Source organism: Leeia aquatica (assembly GCF_012641365.1).
GTDB classification, from domain to species: Bacteria; Pseudomonadota; Gammaproteobacteria; order Burkholderiales; family Leeiaceae; genus Leeia; species Leeia aquatica.
The window spans coordinates 518,515-536,018 of the sequence record NZ_JABAIM010000001.1 but is presented as its reverse complement, the minus strand read 5'-3'; the positions used below and the strand labels follow the sequence as shown (position 1 = coordinate 536,018).

Genomic DNA, 17,504 nt, shown 5'->3' with positions numbered 1-17,504 from the left:
CATGCAAGACCTGCACCAACAGATGCGGCAAATGAGCCAAGACCTGCAACTGCTGCATATCGCCACCGTAGACGAACATGGACTGCCGCAACTGCGACCGGTGGTTGGCAAGGCCGATGCGGACATGACCATCCGCTTCAGCACGCACCTGGACTCGGACAAGGTAGCGCAAATTTGGGACAAGCCGGATGTGCAGCTGATTTTGGGGGCCAGCCATGCCCGCTCAGAAACCTGGTTACGCGTCACCGGTCGGGCAAAGATCAGTACGTCACAGGAGGAGCGTGAGGCATTCTGGTTTGAGGGCCTGAAGGCTTTTGTTCAGGATGTGAACGACCCGCGCTACTGCGTGGTGATCGTGCGGCCCAAGCGGGTGCGGATGCACAACCTGTTTCAGGCCGAACCTGTGCTGGACTGGCAGCCTGGCGCTTGAGCTTCATCGCTTAAGTGAAAATGCTGTACCAGCACGGCAAACTGTGGGTGGTCAGGTTGCAGCACCACCCGCGGTGAGCCGCTGGCGATAGCCTCGCGCAGGAAGGGGCGGCAGTGCTTGCAGTTCAAGCCCGCCCCGCTGTGCTGCATGCGTGTGCGCAGGTCGCCCTCTAGTGCCAGCACCTCGCTGAACAGTATGCCGGTACAGATGCAGCGATCCACCCAGTACATAATGATGCCTAGGCCTGCCAGTGTTCTGGCAGCCCGTGGAACAGGGTGGAGACGTAGCCGCGGGTGCGCGCCTGCTGCGGTTGCATGAACAGGGCCTGGGCCGCACCGTGCTCGACAATCCGGCCTGCCTCCATGAACACCACCTGATGCGCAATGTGAGCTGCCAGACGCAGGTCGTGGGTGGCGATCAGCATGGTGGTGCCTTCTGCCGCCAGCGTTTGCAGTACTTCGACCACTTCGCCCGCCAATTCCGGGTCCAGCGCGGAGGTAGGCTCATCACACAGCAGCACTTGCGGAGAGGAGGCCAGCGCGCGGGCAATGGCCACTCGCTGCTGCTGACCACCGGAGAGCTCATGCGGCCAGGCCTTGGCTTTGTGCGCCAGTCCGACCTTGTCCAGCAATGCCAGACCATGCTGCTCCGCCTTGCTGCGCGCCCAGCGGTGCACAGTTCGCAGACCTTCCACTACATTGTCCAGCGCATTGAGGTGCGGGAACAGCTGGAAGTTCTGGAATACCATGCCAGTGCGGCGACGCAGCGCCAGGATAGCTGACTGGGCTGGGGGCCGCTTGGGTTGAAAGTCCAGGCGCTGTTCGGCCAGCTGCAGCGTACCATCCTGCGGCAGCTCCAGCAGATTGACACAGCGCAGCAGGGTGCTCTTGCCACTGCCGGAGGGACCGATCAAAGCGGTGACCTGGCCCTCTGGCACGTTGAGGTTAATATCGTGCAGGACCTGCAGGCTGCCAAACGATTTATTAAGGTGTTGTAGCGAAATCATGCCCGTGCTCCTTGCGGTGTCGGGTTCAGCCGCCGCTCCAGTTTGTCCTGCAGCACACTCAGCACCGTGCTGAAAGCCAGATAAATCAATGCCACTTCCACGTACAGGATCAGCGGCTCATAGTTCTCCGCCACAATGCGCTGTGCTTGCTGGAACATTTCCGGCACGGTGACCACAGACGCCAGTGCGGTGTCTTTCAGCAAGGCGATAAAGGTGTTGGCCAGTGGCGGTACGGCAATGCGCAGGCCCTGCGGCAGGATGGAGCGTCGCAGCGCCTGCCAGTGGGTCATGCCCAGTGCGTGCGCGGCTTCCCATTGACCTTTGGGTACCGCACCGATGGCCGCACGGATGATCTCCGAGCTGTAGGCACCCACATTGAGCGTAAAGCCGATCAGCGCAGCAGGCCAGGCGTCCAGCGTGATACCGACCTTGGGCAGGCCATAGAAGATGATGAACAGCTGAACCAGCATTGGCGTGCCGCGAATCACCCACACATAAAAGCGCGCCAGCCAGACCAGCGGGGTCGGGGCGTAGAGGCGGGTCAGCGCGGTGACGAAGCCCAGCGCAATGCCGCTGACAAAGGTTAGCAAGGTGAGCGGCACGGTGAACTTCAGCCCGGCCAGCAAGAGTGGCCAGAACGAGTCGGCCATGATATTGAGCCAGTGTGGCATGGCATATCCTGCAGCGAAGGTCAGACCCACAGTCTGACAAAAGCACAAGGCGTTCGCAAACCGAACGCCTTGTCAGGGGTGCGGCCCCGCTTGCGCCGGGCCGCAGGGCGGGGCTTACTGCGATACGTCTTCGCCGAAGTACTTTTGCGACAGCTTCAGGTAGCTGCCATCCTGCTTCAGCTCAGCCAGCGCCTTGTTGATGGCGGCCAGCAGTTCCGGATTGCCCTTGCGCAGCAGGATGCCGGAGGCTTCTGCATCCTTGCTGGTGGCCACCACTTTCACCTGTGCGTCCGGCTTCTTCTTCTTGAAGTCGAGGAAGGAGAGGCTGTCGTTGATGGTGGCGTCGGCACGGCCCGTCAGCACCAGGGCGACGGATTGCTCAAAACCATCGGTGCCCACCACTTCCGCGCCAAAGGACTGTGCCTGCTTGGCAAAGTTGCTGCTCAGGGTGTGGGCGGACTTCTTGCCCTTCAGATCCGCAAAGGACTTGATGCTGCTGTTGTTGCTGGCGACGATCAGCACCGGCTTGGACAGGATGTAGGGCTGCGAGAAGTCGTACTTGGCCTTGCGGGCATCGGTAATGGTGACTTCATTCACCACCACGTCGTAGCGGTTGACGTCCAGACCCGCAATCAGGCCATCCCACTTGCCCTCGACAAACTGCGCCTTCACACCCAGCTTCTTGGCAACCGCCTGGGCGATTTCCACGTCAAAGCCGGTCAGCTCGCCCGACGGCAAATGGTAGGTGAACGGGGCGTAGGTGCCTTCGGTACCGATTTTCAGCACGCCAGCAGCCTTGATCTGGGCCAGCGCATCCTGGGCAAAGGCGGGCGCCGAAATCAGCAGGGTAGTAGCAAGGGCAATACGGGTCAGGCGGGACTTCATGATGCGTTCCTTGTAAGTGACAGGGTTACCTTGCATAGTCCAGCCCCGGTCGGGCTGGGTGGTCAAAGTACTGAGTCGTATTTTATGGTGAATTTTTTATTCTATTAAATTATTTTAATTAATTTTTATATTTCTTTTTGCGATATATAAGGGGTGGTGGGCTTACCAGTCGATCGCGGGAAGGCCTTGCGCGTGCAACCATTGGTTCACCTGCGAGAAATGGCCGCAGCCGATAAAGCCGCGGTGGGCGGAGAGCGGGGAGGGGTGGGGGGCTTCCAGCACCAGGCTGCTGGGGGTGCGCAGCAGCTCGCGCTTGCGCTGGGCATCACTGCCCCACAGCAGGAAGGCGCAAGGCTGACGCTGGGCCAGTTGCTGCAGCAGGGCATCGGTCACCGCTTCCCAGCCCCAGCCACGATGGCTGGCGGCTTCGCCGTGGCGCACGGTCAGCACGGTATTGAGCAGCAATACCCCTTGTGCGGCCCAGCGCTGCAGGTTGCCGCTGGCGGGCGGTGGGGTACCAAAATCGCGGCTGATTTCCTTGAACATATTGCGCAGCGAGGGCGGTGGCTTGACCCCTTCCGGCACCGAGAAAGCCAGCCCGTGGGCTTGGCCGGGGCCGTGGTAGGGGTCTTGGCCGAGGATGACCACCCGTACTTGCTCCGGTTGCAGCAGGCGTAGCGCAAACCACGGGTCTGCCGGGTAGATGGTGGCACCGGCTTGCAACTCGGCGTCCAGCCGGGCTTGCAGGGCGGGCCAGACCGGGGCCAGCACAGGCTGCTGCAACAGGGTCTGCCAGGCAGGCGAGAGGCTGGCCAGGCCATCTTTCAGCGCAGACGGGAAGGGGGCATCAAACAGGCTGCTCTGGTTCATGCTTAGCGCTTCAGACGGGCAAAGGCGTCGGCCAGTGCGGTATTGGCCGGGGCTGCTGCACTGGCGGGCTTGCGGGCAGGGGTTGGGCTGCGGCTATTACCGGGCGCAGCCGCCGGTTTGACTTCGTCGCCCAGGCGCATGGTCAGCGCGATGCGCTGGCGCGGCAGATCCACCTCAAGTACCTTGACCTTAACCACTTGCCCGGCCTTCACCACCTCGCGCGGGTCTTTCACAAACTTGTTCGACAGCGCCGAGATGTGGACCAGCCCATCCTGATGCACGCCAATGTCGACAAAGGCGCCGAAGTTGGTCACGTTGGTGATGACGCCTTCCAGCGTCATGCCCGGCTGCAGGTCCTTCAGCGTTTCTACCCCTTCGGTAAAGCTGGCGGTGCGGAATTCCGGGCGCGGGTCACGGCCTGGCTTTTCCAGCTCCTGCAGCACGTCTTTGACCGTGGGCAGACCAAAGCGCGCGTCGGTCAGGCTGGCGGGCTCCAGCTCGCGCAGCAGGCGGGTATCGCCCATCACCGCCTTGATAGGCTTGGCCAGTCGGGCCAGCAGGCGCTCCACCAGCGGGTAGGCTTCCGGGTGAACGGCGGAGGCGTCCAGCGGATTATCCCCTTGGTTGACGCGCAAGAAGCCGGCGGCCTGTTCAAACGCTTTCGGGCCCAGCCGTGGTACATCCAGCAGCTGCTGGCGGTTGCGGAACGCACCGTGCTGGTCACGCCATTGCACGATGTTTTGCGCCAGGGTGCTGCTGAGGCCGGAGACACGGGTGAGCAGGGCGGCCGAGGCGGTGTTCACATCGACCCCCACCGCGTTTACGCAGTCTTCCACCACCGCGTCCAGCGAGCGGGCCAGCTGGGTTTGGTTGACATCGTGCTGATACTGACCCACGCCGATGGCCTTCGGTTCGATCTTGACCAGCTCCGCCAGCGGGTCTTGCAGGCGGCGGGCAATCGACACCGCGCCACGCAGGCTGACGTCCAGCTGCGGGAATTCCTGTGCGGCCCGCTCAGACGCCGAGTACACCGACGCACCGGCTTCGGACACCACCAGCTTCTGCAGCTTCAGCTCCGGGTAGTGCTGGATCAACTCAGTAGCCAGTTTGTCAGTTTCGCGGCTGGCGGTGCCGTTGCCAATGGCGATCAGTTCCACCTGATGGGCACGGGCCAGCTGCGCCAGGGTTTTCAGGCTGCCTTGCCAGTCGTTGCGCGGGGCGTGCGGGTAGATGGTCTCCGTAGCACACAGCTGGCCGGTGGCATCGACCACCGCCACCTTGACACCAGTGCGCAGGCCGGGGTCCAGCCCCAGGGTGGCGCGTGGGCCCGCCGGGGCGGCCAGCAGCAGGTCGCGCAGGTTGGCGGCAAACACACGGATGGCCTCGGTTTCTGCCGCCTCGCGCAACTGCTGCATCAGCTCCAGCTCAATGCTCAGTGCCAGCTTGGCGCGCCAGGCCAGCCGTACGGTGTCTATCCGCCATTTGTCCGCCGGGCGACCCAGATCCTTGAGCCCGAAGGTCTGGGCGATGTATTGCTCGCCGCGATGGCTGGCTCGGCTGTCGCCTTCCAGTTGCTCTGGCAGCAGCAGGCTGAGTTGCAGTACCGATTCATTACGCCCCCGAAATAGCGCCAGCGCGCGGTGAGAAGGGATGGCACGCAGCGCTTCCTGATACTGAAAGTAATCCGAGAACTTGCTGCTGGCGGCGTCTGCCGAGCCTTCCACCCGGCTGCTGCACAGGATGCCTTCGTCCCACAGCAGTTGCCGCAGGCGGCCCACCAGCGGCGCCTGTTCGGACATCTGCTCGATCACGATATGGCGGGCACCATCCAGCACTGCCTTCACATCGGCAAAGCCGGCCTCGGCGTTGATGAACGCGGTGGCAGCCCCTTCAGGCGAAATGTCGGCTTCCTCCAGCAGGCGCTGTGCCAGCTCACCCAGACCGGCCTCGCGGGCAATCTGCGCCTTGGTGCGGCGCTTTTGCTTGTAGGGCAGGTAGAGGTCTTCCAGCGTCTGCTTGGTATCGGCGGCCAGCAGGGCGGCCTCCAGCTCGGGGCTCAGCTTGCCTTGCTCGCGGATGCTACCCATGATGCTGTCGCGCCGTTCATCCAGCTCGCGCAGATAGCGCAGCCGCTCTTCCAGCAGGCGCAGCTGGCCATCATCCATGCCGCCGGTTACTTCCTTGCGGTAGCGGGCGATGAAGGGCACGGTGGCGCCTTCATCCATCAAGTCAACGGCAGAGCGGATCTGGGCGGCGGAAACGCCAACGGCTTGCGACAAACGCTGGTACAGGCTGGGCAACATGGCACACCAAAGCAACAAAAGCCGCTACTTTGGCGAAGCTGCCGCAAAAAGGCAAGCCGTGGCATCGGCCACGGCGTGCTCAGGCTTCGCTGTGCTGCCGAATGAACTCGGTCATGTCGTCAGCATGCAGTGGCATGCTGTACAGATAGCCTTGGGCGTATTCGCAGCCGAGATCACGCAGGAACTGGGCCTGATCTTCGGTTTCCACCCCTTCGGCCACCACGTTCAGCTTGAGGTTGTGGGCCATGGCCACAATGGCGGAGGTGATGGAGGCGTCATCCGGGTCATTGATCACATCGCGCACAAAGGAGCGGTCCACCTTGAGGTGGTCGATCGGGAAACGCTTGAGATAGCTGAGGCTGGAGTAGCCGGTGCCGAAGTCGTCAATCGCCAGCGACACGCCCAGATCGTTGAGCCGGGTCAGCAACTGAATGGTGTCTTCCACCTCGTACATCAGCAGTGATTCGGTGATTTCCAGCTCCAGGAATTCCGCCTCCAGGCCGCTTTCGTCCAGCGCTTGCTGCACGGTATCGACCAGGCTGCCTTTGAGGAACTGGCGGGCGGAGAGGTTGACGGCCACCGGTGTCTTGCGCAAGCCCATGTCTTGCCACACTTTGCTCTGGCGGCACGCTTCTTTCAGCACCCACTCGCCAATCGGCACGATCAGTCCGGTTTCTTCGGCAATCGGGATGAAGCGTAGCGGGGATACCAGACCCTTCTCCGGGTGGCGCCAGCGAATCAGGGCCTCCATGCCCACCAGTGCGCCAGACTGCAAGTCGACCTGCGGCTGGTAGTGCAGCTCGAACTGCTTGAGTTTGATGGCGGTACGCAGCTGACGCTCCATGTCCAGCCGCTCGGTGGCGACCGTGTTCATGCTCTGCTTGAAGAACTGATAGTTGTTCCGGCCATTGTCCTTGGCGTGGTACATGGCGGTGTCGGCATTGCGCATCAGGCTATCGACGGTGACACCATCATCCGGGCAGATGGAGATGCCAATGGACGGGGTGATGTGCAGGTCCATATTGTCGATGACGAAGGTGCTGGTCAGCGCCTCCATGATCTTTTGCGCCGTGCTGCTGGCATCCATCGCGTCGTTCATGTTGGACACCACGATCACGAACTCGTCGCCGCCGATGCGTGCCACGGTATCGGCATGCCGCACACAGCCGATCAGCCGGTCCGCCACATGCTTGAGCAAGCGGTCACCAAAGCTGTGGCCCAGGGTGTCGTTAATGTTCTTGAAACGGTCCAGGTCGATGAACAGCAGCGCGCTCTTCTTGTTGCTGCGCTCGGCCTGCAGGATGGATTGCATCAGCCGGTCCTGCAGCAGGTTGCGGTTGGGCAGGCCGGTGACGGTGTCGTGATGCGCCAGATGCCAGATGTGGTCGGCATGCTGCTTCTGCTCGGTGATGTCCGAGGTGATGCAGACGAAATTCTTGATGCTGCCATCGTCAAAGCGGATCGGGGTAATGGTGACCAGCTGCAGGAACATCTCACCACTCTGCTTGCGAGTCCAGATTTCACTTTCCCAATAGGGGTGGGAGGCCAGATGGTGACGGATGGAGTCCATCAGGCTCTGGTTCTGGTCCTTGCTGCGCAACATCGGCGCCACTTGCCCCAGCAATTCACTCTCGGTGGAGGAGAGCATCTGGCAGAAGGCGGGGTTGGCCGAGACAATGCGGAAATCCTTGTCCAGAATCACAATGCCGTCACGGCTCTGGGTGATGGCCTGCGAGGCCAGACGCAGGCGGTCTTCTGCCAGCTTGCGCTGGGTGATGTCCACCACCGTGCCGCGCACATATTTGCCGGAGAGTGAGGGCATGCGCGACAGGCGCACTTCCACAAACACCTCGCCATGGCGGCTGGTCACGTGCATCCACTGGAAGACTTGCGGCTGTCCGGCAAAGGTGGCTTCCAGCAGGCGGGTGCTCTTTTCATCCGAGCGCTGGCGGTCCGGCTGGAATTCCGGCGACAGCTGCGGTGAGGCCAATGCCATGCTGAGCAGGCGCTCGCGGTTTTGCCCGTACAGCTCGCAGGCGCGCGGGTTGACATCGGCAAACAGCCCGGTATCGACGTCGATCACCACAATGGCTTCCGGCGCATTCTCAATCAGCGAGCGGTAGCGTTCTTCGCTGATCGCCAGTGCTTGGGCTGAACGGTTGCGTGCCAGCAAGTCCTCTTCCAGCCGGTGATTCTTGTCTTCCAGTTCCAGAAAGAGGCTTTTCAGGGCAACCCGTGTGCTCTCCAGCGATTGTCCCAGGTTGCCCAGCTCGTCGGTACGCTCCCACTGGAAGGGGCTGTCCAGGCGCTTGTGGGCCAGATCGGCGGATTCGGACAGCAATTTGCGCAACGGCAGCAGCAGACGGCGCTGGATCAACAGCAGGATCAACCCCATGCTCAGCAACAGCTGACCCACCAGGGTATAGAAAAAGGTGGTGCGGTACAGCGCGAGCTGTTCCTGCAAGGGGCCGTCATACATCACGATCTTGACGGTGCCAATCACCGTACCCTTGCGGACAATGGGCTGCACCTCGGCAAAATCCTTGCCGTTGGCATTTTCCAGCCGGTACAGCGACAGGAAAGTCCCCATGTTTTCGGCAGTGACATTGATGCTGGCAATGCGCTTGTCACTGGCGATGGCATCCACGATTGGGCGTGCCGATTCCTGGCTCAGGTTCCACACCGGCTCCTGCATGCCCAGCGTCAGAATCTGTGCGAGACGCTTGCGGTCACTGGAAAAGGCATCGTACAGCTCGGTCTGGCGCTTGTTGACCGCATAGTAACCGCTACCCACGGCGGGAATCAGCAAGGCGAGTACCACAGTCAGGATCAGCGCAGCGCGCAGGGTAAGCCGAAATTTGACTTTCATTGCAGGCTTGGTCTCACCGTTGTGGGCGAAAGGAAAACATGTTCATTGCCAGTGAAGCATAGCAGAAGCCACGGGGTACTGCAGGGCGTGTGAAGACAGCTTTTTCCATCTTTGCGGGCGAGTGGGCTAGAATGGCGGTCAAGCGGCACAGACCGCCTCCAGTCAGAAGTGACTGAACACAAGCGCCATGCGCGCCAAGCCCGCCGTCTCTGCATGAAGGAGCCTCCCCCGATGTCCGATCTGGTCTGGCAGCCCGACACCGCTGCCGTTTCCCGAACCCGACTGACCGCGTTCCAGCACTGGGTCAATTCTCACCACCAGCTCAGTATAGCGGATTATGCTGGCTTGCATGACTGGTCAGTCAATGAAATCGAGGCATTCTGGTCTGCGCTGTGGCAATTTGCCGAAGTACGCGCCAGCCAGCCCGCCACGACCGTACTGCAGGATGCTGACCGCATGCCGGGGGCGCGCTGGTTTGTCGGCGCGCGCCTCAATTTTGCCGAGAACCTGTTGCGTCGCCGCGATGACGCGACGGCACTGCACTTTCACGCCGAGGATCAATGCTACCGGCAGTGGAGCTGGAAGCAGCTGTACGATGAAGTGTCGCGGGTAGCGCAGGCACTGCGGGCTGCCGGGGTTGGGGTGGGGGACCGTGTGGCCGGTTTTGTGCCCAACGCACCGGAAACGCTGGTGGCCATGCTGGCGACCAGCAGCCTGGGGGCCGTATGGAGCTCCTGCTCGCCAGACTTTGGCGTGCAAGGCGTGCTCGACCGCTTTGGCCAGATTGAGCCCAAAGTGCTGTTCACCTCGGATGGCTACTTCTATAACGGCAAGCGACTGAATTCACTGGAAAAAATCGCCGGTATTGTCGAGCAGCTGCCCTGCATCCAGCAGGTGGTGGTGTGGCCATTGCTCAACGCGGAGGTGGAACAAGACCCGACCTTTGCCCAGGTGCCACGGGCGGTGAGCTGGGCCGGGTTTACCGCGGCGCATCCGGCGGCGGACATCGACTTTGTGCAACTGCCATTCGACCATCCGCTGTACATCCTGTATTCCTCGGGAACCACCGGCAAGCCGAAGTGCATTGTGCATGGCGCGGGCGGCACCCTGCTGCAACACCTGAAAGAGCACATCCTGCATGGTGACTTGCACACCGGCGATCGCCTGATGTACTACACCACCTGCGGCTGGATGATGTGGAACTGGATGGCGTCGGCACTGGCGGTCGGCGCGACCCTGGTGCTGTATGACGGCTCACCGTTTGCGCCGGAGCCGGGCATCCTGTGGCGGATTGCCGAGCAACACCAGCTGACGCACTTTGGCACCAGCGCCAAATACCTCTCCGCGCTGGAGAAGCATGACTGCAAGCCCGGCCAGCAGTTTGACCTGTCCGCCTTGCGCTTTGTGTTCTCTACCGGCTCGCCGCTGCTGCCGGAGAGCTATGACTACGTTTACCGCGACATCAAGGCAGAAGTGGCGCTGTGCTCCATTTCCGGCGGGACCGACATTGTGTCCTGCTTTGCCTTGGGCGCGCCAACCTTGCCGGTCTATCGTGGCGAACTGCAGGCGCGGGGCCTTGGCATGGCCGTGCAGATCTGGAATGACGCAGGCCAGCCGGTGGTGGGTGAAAAAGGCGAGCTGGTGTGTACCAAGCCTTTCCCTTCCATGCCGGTCGGTTTCTGGAATGACGCCGATGGCAGCCGCTACCGCGCGGCCTACTTCGAGCGCTTCCCCAATGTCTGGGTGCATGGTGATTACGCCGAGCTGACCCCGCGTGGCGGCCTGATCATCTATGGTCGCTCGGACGCGGTGCTCAATCCTGGTGGTGTACGCATCGGTACGGCGGAAATCTACCGTCAGGTGGAAACCATTCCAGAAGTAGTAGAGTCTCTCTGCATCGGGCAGGACTGGGAAGGCGACGTGCGGGTGGTGCTGTTTGTGCGGCTGCGCGAGGGGGTGGTGCTGGACGAGGTGCTGCAAAAGCAGATACGGGATCGTATCCGCCAGAACACCACGCCACGGCATGTGCCGGCACGGATCGTGGCGGTAGCCGACATTCCGCGCACTCTGAGCGGCAAGATTGTGGAGCTGGCGGTGCGCAATGTGGTACATGGCCGCCCGGTGACCAACCGCGAAGCCTTGGCCAATCCGCAGGCGCTGGAGCTGTTCCGCGATCTGCCAGAGCTGCAATCCTAGAGATCACCTACGGCCCGCAAGGGCCGTTTTTGCTGGAGAAGAGCGATGATGAAACGCTGGATCATGCCGGTAAGCCTGCTGCTGGCGCTGGGGGCTGCCGTACCGGCGCTGGCGCTGGATGTCTCGCGCCTGACCGACCGCGAAGCAGTGTCCGGCCTGCAGGAGGCCTTGAATAAAGGGGCCGCGGCAGCCGTGGGGCGGCTGGGGGCACTGGATGGCTTCTGGGGAAACGACACGGTGCGTATTCCGCTGCCCGACACCCTGCGCAAAGCAGAGAAACTGTTGAACAGCATGGGGCTGAGCAAGCAGGCCGACGAACTGAAACTCACCCTGAACCGGGCGGCTGAAAGTGCCGTCAAGGAAGCCAAGCCGATTCTGGTGGGGGCGATTCGCAACATGAGCTGGCAGGACGCCAAAGGCATCCTCACCGGCGGCGAGACTGCCGCCACCGACTACTTCCGCCGTACCACCAGCGATGCCCTGGCTGGCCGCTTTCTGCCGATCGTCAGCAAGGCGACCGGACGGCTCAAGCTGGCGGACAAATACAATGCCTACGCTGGTCAAGCCGCCAAACTGGGCCTGCTGAGCGAACAGGAAGCCAACCTCGACCAGTACGTGACACACAAGGCCATGGACGGCCTGTACTACATGATTGCCGAAGAGGAAAAAGCCATCCGCCGCGACCCGGTCGGGCAGGCCAGCAAGATCTTGCGCAAGGTGTTTGGGGGCTGAAGGGGTGTGGTGTCCGCGACAGGAATCGAACCTGTATTTGAGTCTTAGGAGGACCCCGTTCTATCCATTGAACTACGCAGACACTCCGGGCGCGGATTGTACACGGCTTGCGGCCGGACGTCACCCGCGCTGGTCTGACAGGGGCGGCGCGGCGGGTTCTGGCCAGCCGAGGGTGTCCAGCACCTGACGGAAATTGGCTTCCAGCGGGCAGTGCAGTTCCAGCCACTGTCCAGTGAGCGGGTGGGGTAGTGCGAGTCGGGTGCTGGCGAGCAGCAGACGGTGGACGCCGGTGTGCTCGGCAAAACGCCGGTTGTGCTGCCCTTTGCCATAGGTGGCGTCGCCAATGATCGGGTGGCTGACGTGCTTGAGGTGTCGACGTAGCTGGTGCTGCCGCCCGGTCAGCGGCTCCAGTGTCAGCAGCGCGTAGCGGCTCACCGGGTAGCGGTCGATCTGCCACGGCAGCTCAATGCGCTGCAGGGTGTGAAAGCGGGTTTGGGCGGGCTGGGGCAGGGCGTCTGCTGCTGCATCAGCATGGCGGGTCAGCGGATGGTCGATCTCGCCGGTTTCAGTGGGCCAGCCTCGCACCACCGCCAGATAGCCCTTTTTCACCTGTCGGTGTTCAAAGGCAATGGCCGCCAGCTTGCATGCTTCAGCGGAGCGGGCAAACAGCAGCAGGCCGGAGGTGCCTTTGTCCAGCCGGTGTACCGGGTAGACGTGATGGCCCACCTGGTCACGCAGTATCTGCACGGCAAACCGGGTTTCGTGGCGATCCAGCTCGCTGCGGTGGACCAGGAGGCCAGCCGGTTTGTGTACGGCGATCAGGGCGTCGTCCTGATACAGGATGTCCAGTGTTTCCAAGTCACACATCGGGCGTCAAAACCGTCATTGTATGCTGTGGGGAACCTGTCTGGTTGAGTATTGGTCAATGCTGATGACATGATGAAGGACATCACATTTAAATGCGCTTAAACCTTGGATGGGTGGCGGGCCTGCTGGTTATGACCTGTGCAGCGGGAGAGGTAGAATCGCTGCCCCCGGTTTTTGAGGGTAAGTGGGCGGTGACGGTGGCAGACTGCAAGCAGCCCAACAATGTGCTGACCCTGCAACGACACAGCCTGCAGATGGGCAATGGTCGTGCTGAGATGCAGTCGCTCACCATGCTGAGTCCTGTGCAGTATCGGGTGAGGATGAAACTGTCAGGTGGTGGCAGAGTACGAGAGGAGATGCAGACCTTGTTTTTGTCGCACGACGGCAAGTCTCTGCTGTGGATTTCCAATGTAGACAAGCCGCATGACTCCGAATGGTTTGCCTTGGTGCGTTGCCAGTAAGTGCTGGGGCCGTGTTGTACTGTGTGGAACAGCGAGTGTCGGGCAGACTGGGCACGGAAGTTGGCCTTGGGCCGACGTGATACTTGGAGGAAAGTAGCATGCAGGTGTGGCAGCGTGTGGCAAGTGTTTCGGGATTGTTGCTGATGATGAGCGTGGCACAGGCAGGCGTGTCCTTGCCCAAGGCGTTTCAGGGCAAGTGGGCACCCACGGCGGCGGGGTGCAAAGTACCGATGCAGGTGATTGCCCTGCAGGGCAGCAGTCTGCAAGGGGGCGATGGTGGCGGTGAAGTAATGTCGCTCACCGTCATCAGCCCACGCCAGGTGCAGGTGCAGATGAAGATGTCGGGCGGCGGCAGCGAGTGGGAGGAAAAGCAAAGCTTCTTCCTGTCCCACGATGGCAAATCGCTGCTGTGGCTCTCGGTGCTGGACAAGCCGATGGACAGCGAGTGGTCTACGCTGGTTCGCTGCAAGTGAGGTCACTGGCGGCACTGCGGGTGCCGCCAGAGGCTCAGTCCGAGCTACGGGCAAACTGCTGCAGCGCGTCACCGCTCATGCGGTAGCGTACCCATTCCGATTGCGGGGCAGCGCCGAGCGACTGGTAGAAGTCGATGGCGGGCTGGTTCCAGTCCAGCACGCTCCATTCAAAGCGCGGGCAACCTTGCTCGACGGCCAGCTGCGCCAGATGGCGCAACACTTGTTTGCCATAACCATGACCCCGCTGGCTGGGGGTGATGTACAAGTCTTCCAGATACAGCCCGCGTTTACCCAGCCAGGTCGAATAGCTGTAGAAATACACCGCATAGCCGATGGTTTCCCCTGCCACGTCGCAGCACAGCGCCTGCGCGGTATGGTCACCGCCAAACAGGCTGGCCTGCAGGTCAGTCTCGCTGGCCAGCACTTCATGCTCGGCGCGTTCATAAATCGCCAGTTCCCGGATCAGGGCCAGCAAACGGGGGATATCCTCACGGGTGGCGGGACGCAGGGTCAGGGACATGGCATGTGCTCCAGTGCATTGAATGCGGCTATGGTATGTGATTTACTGTGCTGCATGTAGTGCATTGTTTTCATATGTGGGTGAACAGTATGCATCATGGTTTGCGACGGCTGGACCTGAACCTGTTGCTGGTGTTCGACGCCCTGTACCACAGCCGACAAGTCACCGTGGCGGCCGATGTGCTGTCGCTGAGCCCTTCGGCGTTCAGCCACGCGCTATCACGGCTGCGGGCGGCTGTGGGAGACGAGCTGTTTGTACGGGTTGGGCAGGGCATGCAGCCGACACCGTATGCGCAGCACATGGCGGCGGACATCCACGCCGCGCTGCAGATGCTGGGTGGCGCGCTGCAAGGTGCTGGCGGGTTCGACCCTCGCCACAGTGAGCGCAGCTTTGTGCTGGCGGCCACCGATTACACCGCCTGCGTCTTGCTGCCCCCGCTGATGGCCAAGCTGGCCGTGGACGCGCCCAAGGTCCATGTGCGGGTGGTGAGCAGTGAGCAGCATGTGCCGGTGGCGGACCTGGCCAGTGGACAACTGGATTTTGCTGTGGGCTTCACTGGCGATCAGCCGGACTTGCCAGGCCAGATTCTCAGCCACCGCTGGTTTGAAGATGACTACGTGGTTCTGCTGCGGCAAGGTCACCCGCTGTTGGACGGCGCTTGGGGGCTGGAAGCCTACCTGTCCGCCCAGCATGTGGTGGTGACGCCGTGGAATGAAAGCCAGGGGGTGGTGGACCGGGTGCTGGCCGCGCAAGGGCGACAACGACAGGTCAGCCTGCACCTGCCTTCCGTACTGGCCGCGCCGTTTGTGATTGCCCAGACCGACCTGCTGATCAGCATTCCCCGCCGGGCGGCACAAGTGCTGGGCAAAGCGCTGCCCGTGGTGCAGCGCCCCCTCCCGCTGCCGGTGCCTGCTTTTGCCGTCTGCCTCTACCAGCATGCCCGCTACCAGACTGCCGCTGCGCCACGCTGGTTGCTACAGCAACTGACAGCCTTGCCGGGTAGCGCCCCGGCATGATCCTCAATACAGCCAGCCCGCCTGAAAAGCCACACCCGTGACCACGAACAGCACGCTGATGAGGGTAACCGGGATGATATGCCAGGCCAGCGCAGGCAGCCGCTCCGGCGTGAGCCTGGGGATCAGCCGCAGCCGGGCGTCCAGTGCCAGCAGCAGGGTCAGCAGCAGCAACACCAGCTTGCACAGGATGGGGCGAGCGGCCGGGTTATTCCAGTCCAGCCACATCGAGAATACCGGCAGGCGCTGCCAAGCCAGCAGCAAGCCGGTGGCCACCTGAATCAGCAGAGCAGGAATCCCCACCCGCTCAAAGGCGGCTTCAAACTGCTGCAGGCGGGGCAGATCGCGCGAGCGCAGCACTTGCGGCAGGATCACCAGCGCCAGCAGCAGATGCCCGCCAGTCCAGATACTGGCACCCAGCAGATGAAACAACAGCACAACATGATGCATGGCACGCTCCAGCCAGACGGGATACCTGCATGATGCAACAGCCTGCCACGCGACAGCCTTGATATGACACAATGAGCGGCATGGACCAAGGGGAGCAATGATGTTGCGCCGGTTTGTGGCTGTGTGGTTCTGGGGCAGTCTGCTGTTACTGCTGATCTCTGCCTTCATGCGGGAATCGCTGCTCGGGGTGCAGCAATGGCGGCCCGAGCTGGCACAAGCCCCGGTGCAAGACACCACCTACAAAGCCCCGTTCACCACCCGGGTGAAGGGCATCGACTACCGCATCCAGCCCCGGTTTGATTACGACCTCTACGGCTTGGTGGTCAGCCGCCATGATTCCGATGCCTGGTGGGACTATGTACACCGCGAGTCCAACGACAACCTCAATCTGATGGACCTGTGCGTGGTCTGGGGCCACAACCTCAAGAATGGCGTATTCCGCAAGCTGGACTACCACAACGACCAATGGACCTGCTGGGTCAGCAGCGGCAACGGCGAAACCTGGCAACAGTTCGACGGCAGCAGCCTCAGCAACAACCACATCCTGACCGATCAGCACAGTCTGGCCCGGCAGCTGCGCAAAGTCCGCATCGGCGACCAGATCCGCCTGCAAGGTTATCTGGCGGACTATACCACCGTGGTCAACGGCAACCCCACCTTCACCCGCCGCAGCAGCACGGTACGCACCGATACTGGCAATGGAGCCTGCGAAGTGTTTTTTGTCGAATCCATGCAGCTGCTGGAAGCCGGTAACCGTGACTGGCGCATCCTGTTCTGGGTGATGCTGGTACTGTTCCCGCTCAGTATCGTCGCCTGGTTCCTGCGCCCGGCGCATGTAGAGGAAGCGTAGCGCGGTCAGGGGGTAGTCGAGCGGGCCTGCGTGCGTGCCAGCGCTTGCTGAACTGCATGGCAGAGCGCGCTGCTGCATGTGGCTGTCTGTGCCTGCAGTTGCTGCAAGTCCGCCGTTGACACCGATTCATCCACATGGCCCAGCAGCCAGTGCCGGGAACGTGCATCTTGCGTGGTGATGCGATTCAGCGCGGGCCATTGCGGGCGGTCCAGCAATAGCCGCACCACGGCCTCGGAGTAGCCTTCGGCCAAAGCACCATCATCACAGGCGGCATATTGGCGCCAGTGCCGATGCAAAGCGGGCCAGCTGGCATTGGCGGCGGGCAGAGCGGACTCCGCCTGTCGGTAGAGCTCACCACTGCAGGAGGGCTGCGCCTGTGCAGACAAACCCGCAAGTGCCAGGATGACCACTAGCCATTGCTTACCCCTTGCCGTGCGCAATCTCATCTCCTGTACATCCCGTGCCCAGCCGTAACGTAACAGGCTACACCCACAGGCGGCCATGGGCATCCAGATTCCAGGCTGCCTCGTAGCACACCTCAAACAAATGCCCGTCCGGGTCACGGAAATACCCGGCGACCCCCCATGCCGTCTCGGTAGCCGGTTTCACCACCGTACCCCCGAGCAAGGCAACGGCAGCCAGCACCTCAGCCACTTCCTCCGCTGCCCGCGCCAGATAAACCAGCGCACTGTGCGCCGCCTGCTGCGGCAACGAATCTGCTTGCCCGGCATCTTGCGCCAGATCACGCCGCGCAATCAGCCCCAGCACCACGCCACCCAGATCAATCTTCACAAAACCCGCATGCGAACTCGCCGCCGCAGGCCAGCCCAGCGCCGCATAAAATGCTGCGCTGCGCGCAATATCGTCTACGCCCAGCAGGATCAGGTTGAGGCGGGCTTGCATGTGGG

Annotated in this window: 19 protein-coding genes and 1 tRNA gene; 7 read left to right on the top strand and 13 right to left on the bottom strand. The window is 62.0% G+C overall.

Going from position 1 to position 17,504, the window contains the following annotated elements; all coding sequences use genetic code 11:
• Position 1: 1 nt before the first annotated feature.
• Entirely contained in the window at positions 2–430 is a 429-nt protein-coding gene (locus HF682_RS02490; RefSeq protein WP_168875671.1) for a pyridoxamine 5'-phosphate oxidase family protein, read from the top strand.
• On the opposite strand, the gene HF682_RS02485 is transcribed toward HF682_RS02490, so the two are convergent.
• From HF682_RS02485 to HF682_RS02455, 7 genes are all read right to left on the bottom strand, one after another.
• Complete coding sequence (locus tag HF682_RS02485) at positions 391–660, bottom strand: hypothetical protein (protein ID WP_168875670.1); 270 nt, start codon at positions 658–660, stop codon at positions 391–393. The genes HF682_RS02490 and HF682_RS02485 overlap by 40 nt on opposite strands.
• 8 nt (positions 661–668) lie before the next feature.
• Positions 669–1,436, bottom strand: a complete 768-nt coding sequence (locus tag HF682_RS02480) for an amino acid ABC transporter ATP-binding protein (protein ID WP_168875669.1) — start codon at positions 1,434–1,436, stop codon at positions 669–671.
• Entirely contained in the window at positions 1,433–2,107 is a 675-nt protein-coding gene (locus tag HF682_RS02475; RefSeq protein WP_168875668.1) for an amino acid ABC transporter permease, read from the bottom strand. The genes HF682_RS02480 and HF682_RS02475 overlap by 4 nt, the downstream gene beginning before the upstream one ends.
• A 114-nt stretch (positions 2,108–2,221) precedes the next feature.
• Positions 2,222–2,992, bottom strand: coding sequence for an amino acid ABC transporter substrate-binding protein (locus HF682_RS02470; protein WP_168875667.1), 771 nt, complete (start codon positions 2,990–2,992; stop codon positions 2,222–2,224).
• A 162-nt stretch (positions 2,993–3,154) separates the two neighbouring features.
• Positions 3,155–3,862, bottom strand: coding sequence for a uracil-DNA glycosylase (locus tag HF682_RS02465; RefSeq protein ID WP_168875666.1), 708 nt, complete (start codon positions 3,860–3,862; stop codon positions 3,155–3,157).
• A 2-nt stretch (positions 3,863–3,864) separates the two neighbouring features.
• Entirely contained in the window at positions 3,865–6,165 is a 2,301-nt protein-coding gene (locus HF682_RS02460) for a Tex family protein (RefSeq protein ID WP_168875665.1), read from the bottom strand.
• A gap of 79 nt (positions 6,166–6,244) precedes the next feature.
• Positions 6,245–9,034 carry a putative bifunctional diguanylate cyclase/phosphodiesterase gene (locus HF682_RS02455; protein WP_168875664.1) on the bottom strand — a complete coding sequence of 930 codons (2,790 nt, stop codon included), beginning with the start codon at positions 9,032–9,034 and terminating at the stop codon, positions 6,245–6,247.
• A 231-nt stretch (positions 9,035–9,265) separates the two neighbouring features.
• Here HF682_RS02455 and HF682_RS02450 point away from each other — a divergent pair, with 231 nt between their 5' ends.
• Both HF682_RS02450 and HF682_RS02445 read left to right on the top strand, forming a co-directional pair.
• Positions 9,266–11,230, top strand: a complete 1,965-nt coding sequence (locus HF682_RS02450; protein ID WP_240947035.1) for an acetoacetate--CoA ligase — start codon at positions 9,266–9,268, stop codon at positions 11,228–11,230.
• Between the two features lie 45 nt (positions 11,231–11,275).
• Positions 11,276–11,962, top strand: coding sequence for a DUF4197 domain-containing protein (locus tag HF682_RS02445; RefSeq protein WP_205881870.1), 687 nt, complete (start codon positions 11,276–11,278; stop codon positions 11,960–11,962).
• Between the two features lie 7 nt (positions 11,963–11,969).
• Here the strand turns inward: HF682_RS02445 and HF682_RS02440 are convergent.
• Both HF682_RS02440 and HF682_RS02435 read right to left on the bottom strand, forming a co-directional pair.
• Positions 11,970–12,044 (bottom strand) — tRNA-Arg (locus tag HF682_RS02440).
• Between the two features lie 38 nt (positions 12,045–12,082).
• The gene (locus HF682_RS02435; protein WP_168875662.1) at positions 12,083–12,829 is read right to left on the bottom strand and encodes a pseudouridine synthase; all 747 of its coding nucleotides are present in this window, start codon (positions 12,827–12,829) and stop codon (positions 12,083–12,085) included.
• 92 nt (positions 12,830–12,921) lie between these two features.
• Here HF682_RS02435 and HF682_RS02430 point away from each other — a divergent pair, with 92 nt between their 5' ends.
• Positions 12,922–13,290 (top strand): hypothetical protein, encoded by a 369-nt coding sequence (locus HF682_RS02430; RefSeq protein WP_168875661.1) that lies wholly within the window; start codon positions 12,922–12,924, stop codon positions 13,288–13,290.
• Between the two features lie 98 nt (positions 13,291–13,388).
• A complete protein-coding gene (locus HF682_RS02425) occupies positions 13,389–13,763 on the top strand; it encodes a hypothetical protein (RefSeq protein ID WP_168875660.1) in 375 nt (124 codons plus the stop codon).
• A gap of 34 nt (positions 13,764–13,797) precedes the next feature.
• Here the strand turns inward: HF682_RS02425 and HF682_RS02420 are convergent, their stop codons facing one another.
• Positions 13,798–14,283: a GNAT family N-acetyltransferase gene (locus tag HF682_RS02420; RefSeq protein ID WP_168875659.1), complete on the bottom strand. Its 486-nt coding sequence runs from the start codon at positions 14,281–14,283 to the stop codon at positions 13,798–13,800.
• A gap of 74 nt (positions 14,284–14,357) precedes the next feature.
• On the opposite strand from HF682_RS02420, the gene HF682_RS02415 reads away from it, so the two are divergent.
• Complete coding sequence (locus HF682_RS02415) at positions 14,358–15,299, top strand: LysR family transcriptional regulator (RefSeq protein WP_205881869.1); 942 nt, start codon at positions 14,358–14,360, stop codon at positions 15,297–15,299.
• A 3-nt stretch (positions 15,300–15,302) separates the two neighbouring features.
• Here HF682_RS02415 and HF682_RS02410 read toward each other — a convergent pair whose 3' ends face one another.
• Positions 15,303–15,746 (bottom strand): CopD family protein, encoded by a 444-nt coding sequence (locus HF682_RS02410; protein ID WP_168875658.1) that lies wholly within the window; start codon positions 15,744–15,746, stop codon positions 15,303–15,305.
• Positions 15,747–15,846: 100 nt separating this feature from the next.
• On the opposite strand from HF682_RS02410, the gene HF682_RS02405 reads away from it, so the two are divergent.
• A complete protein-coding gene (locus HF682_RS02405) occupies positions 15,847–16,596 on the top strand; it encodes a hypothetical protein (protein ID WP_168875657.1) in 750 nt (249 codons plus the stop codon).
• A 5-nt stretch (positions 16,597–16,601) separates the two neighbouring features.
• Here HF682_RS02405 and HF682_RS02400 read toward each other — a convergent pair whose 3' ends face one another.
• Together HF682_RS02400 and HF682_RS02395 are read right to left on the bottom strand one after the other, a co-directional pair.
• Positions 16,602–17,042: a hypothetical protein gene (locus tag HF682_RS02400; RefSeq protein WP_168875656.1), complete on the bottom strand. Its 441-nt coding sequence runs from the start codon at positions 17,040–17,042 to the stop codon at positions 16,602–16,604.
• 37 nt (positions 17,043–17,079) lie between these two features.
• Entirely contained in the window at positions 17,080–17,499 is a 420-nt protein-coding gene (locus HF682_RS02395) for a VOC family protein (RefSeq protein WP_168875655.1), read from the bottom strand.
• Between the last annotated feature and the right edge of the window lie 5 nt (positions 17,500–17,504).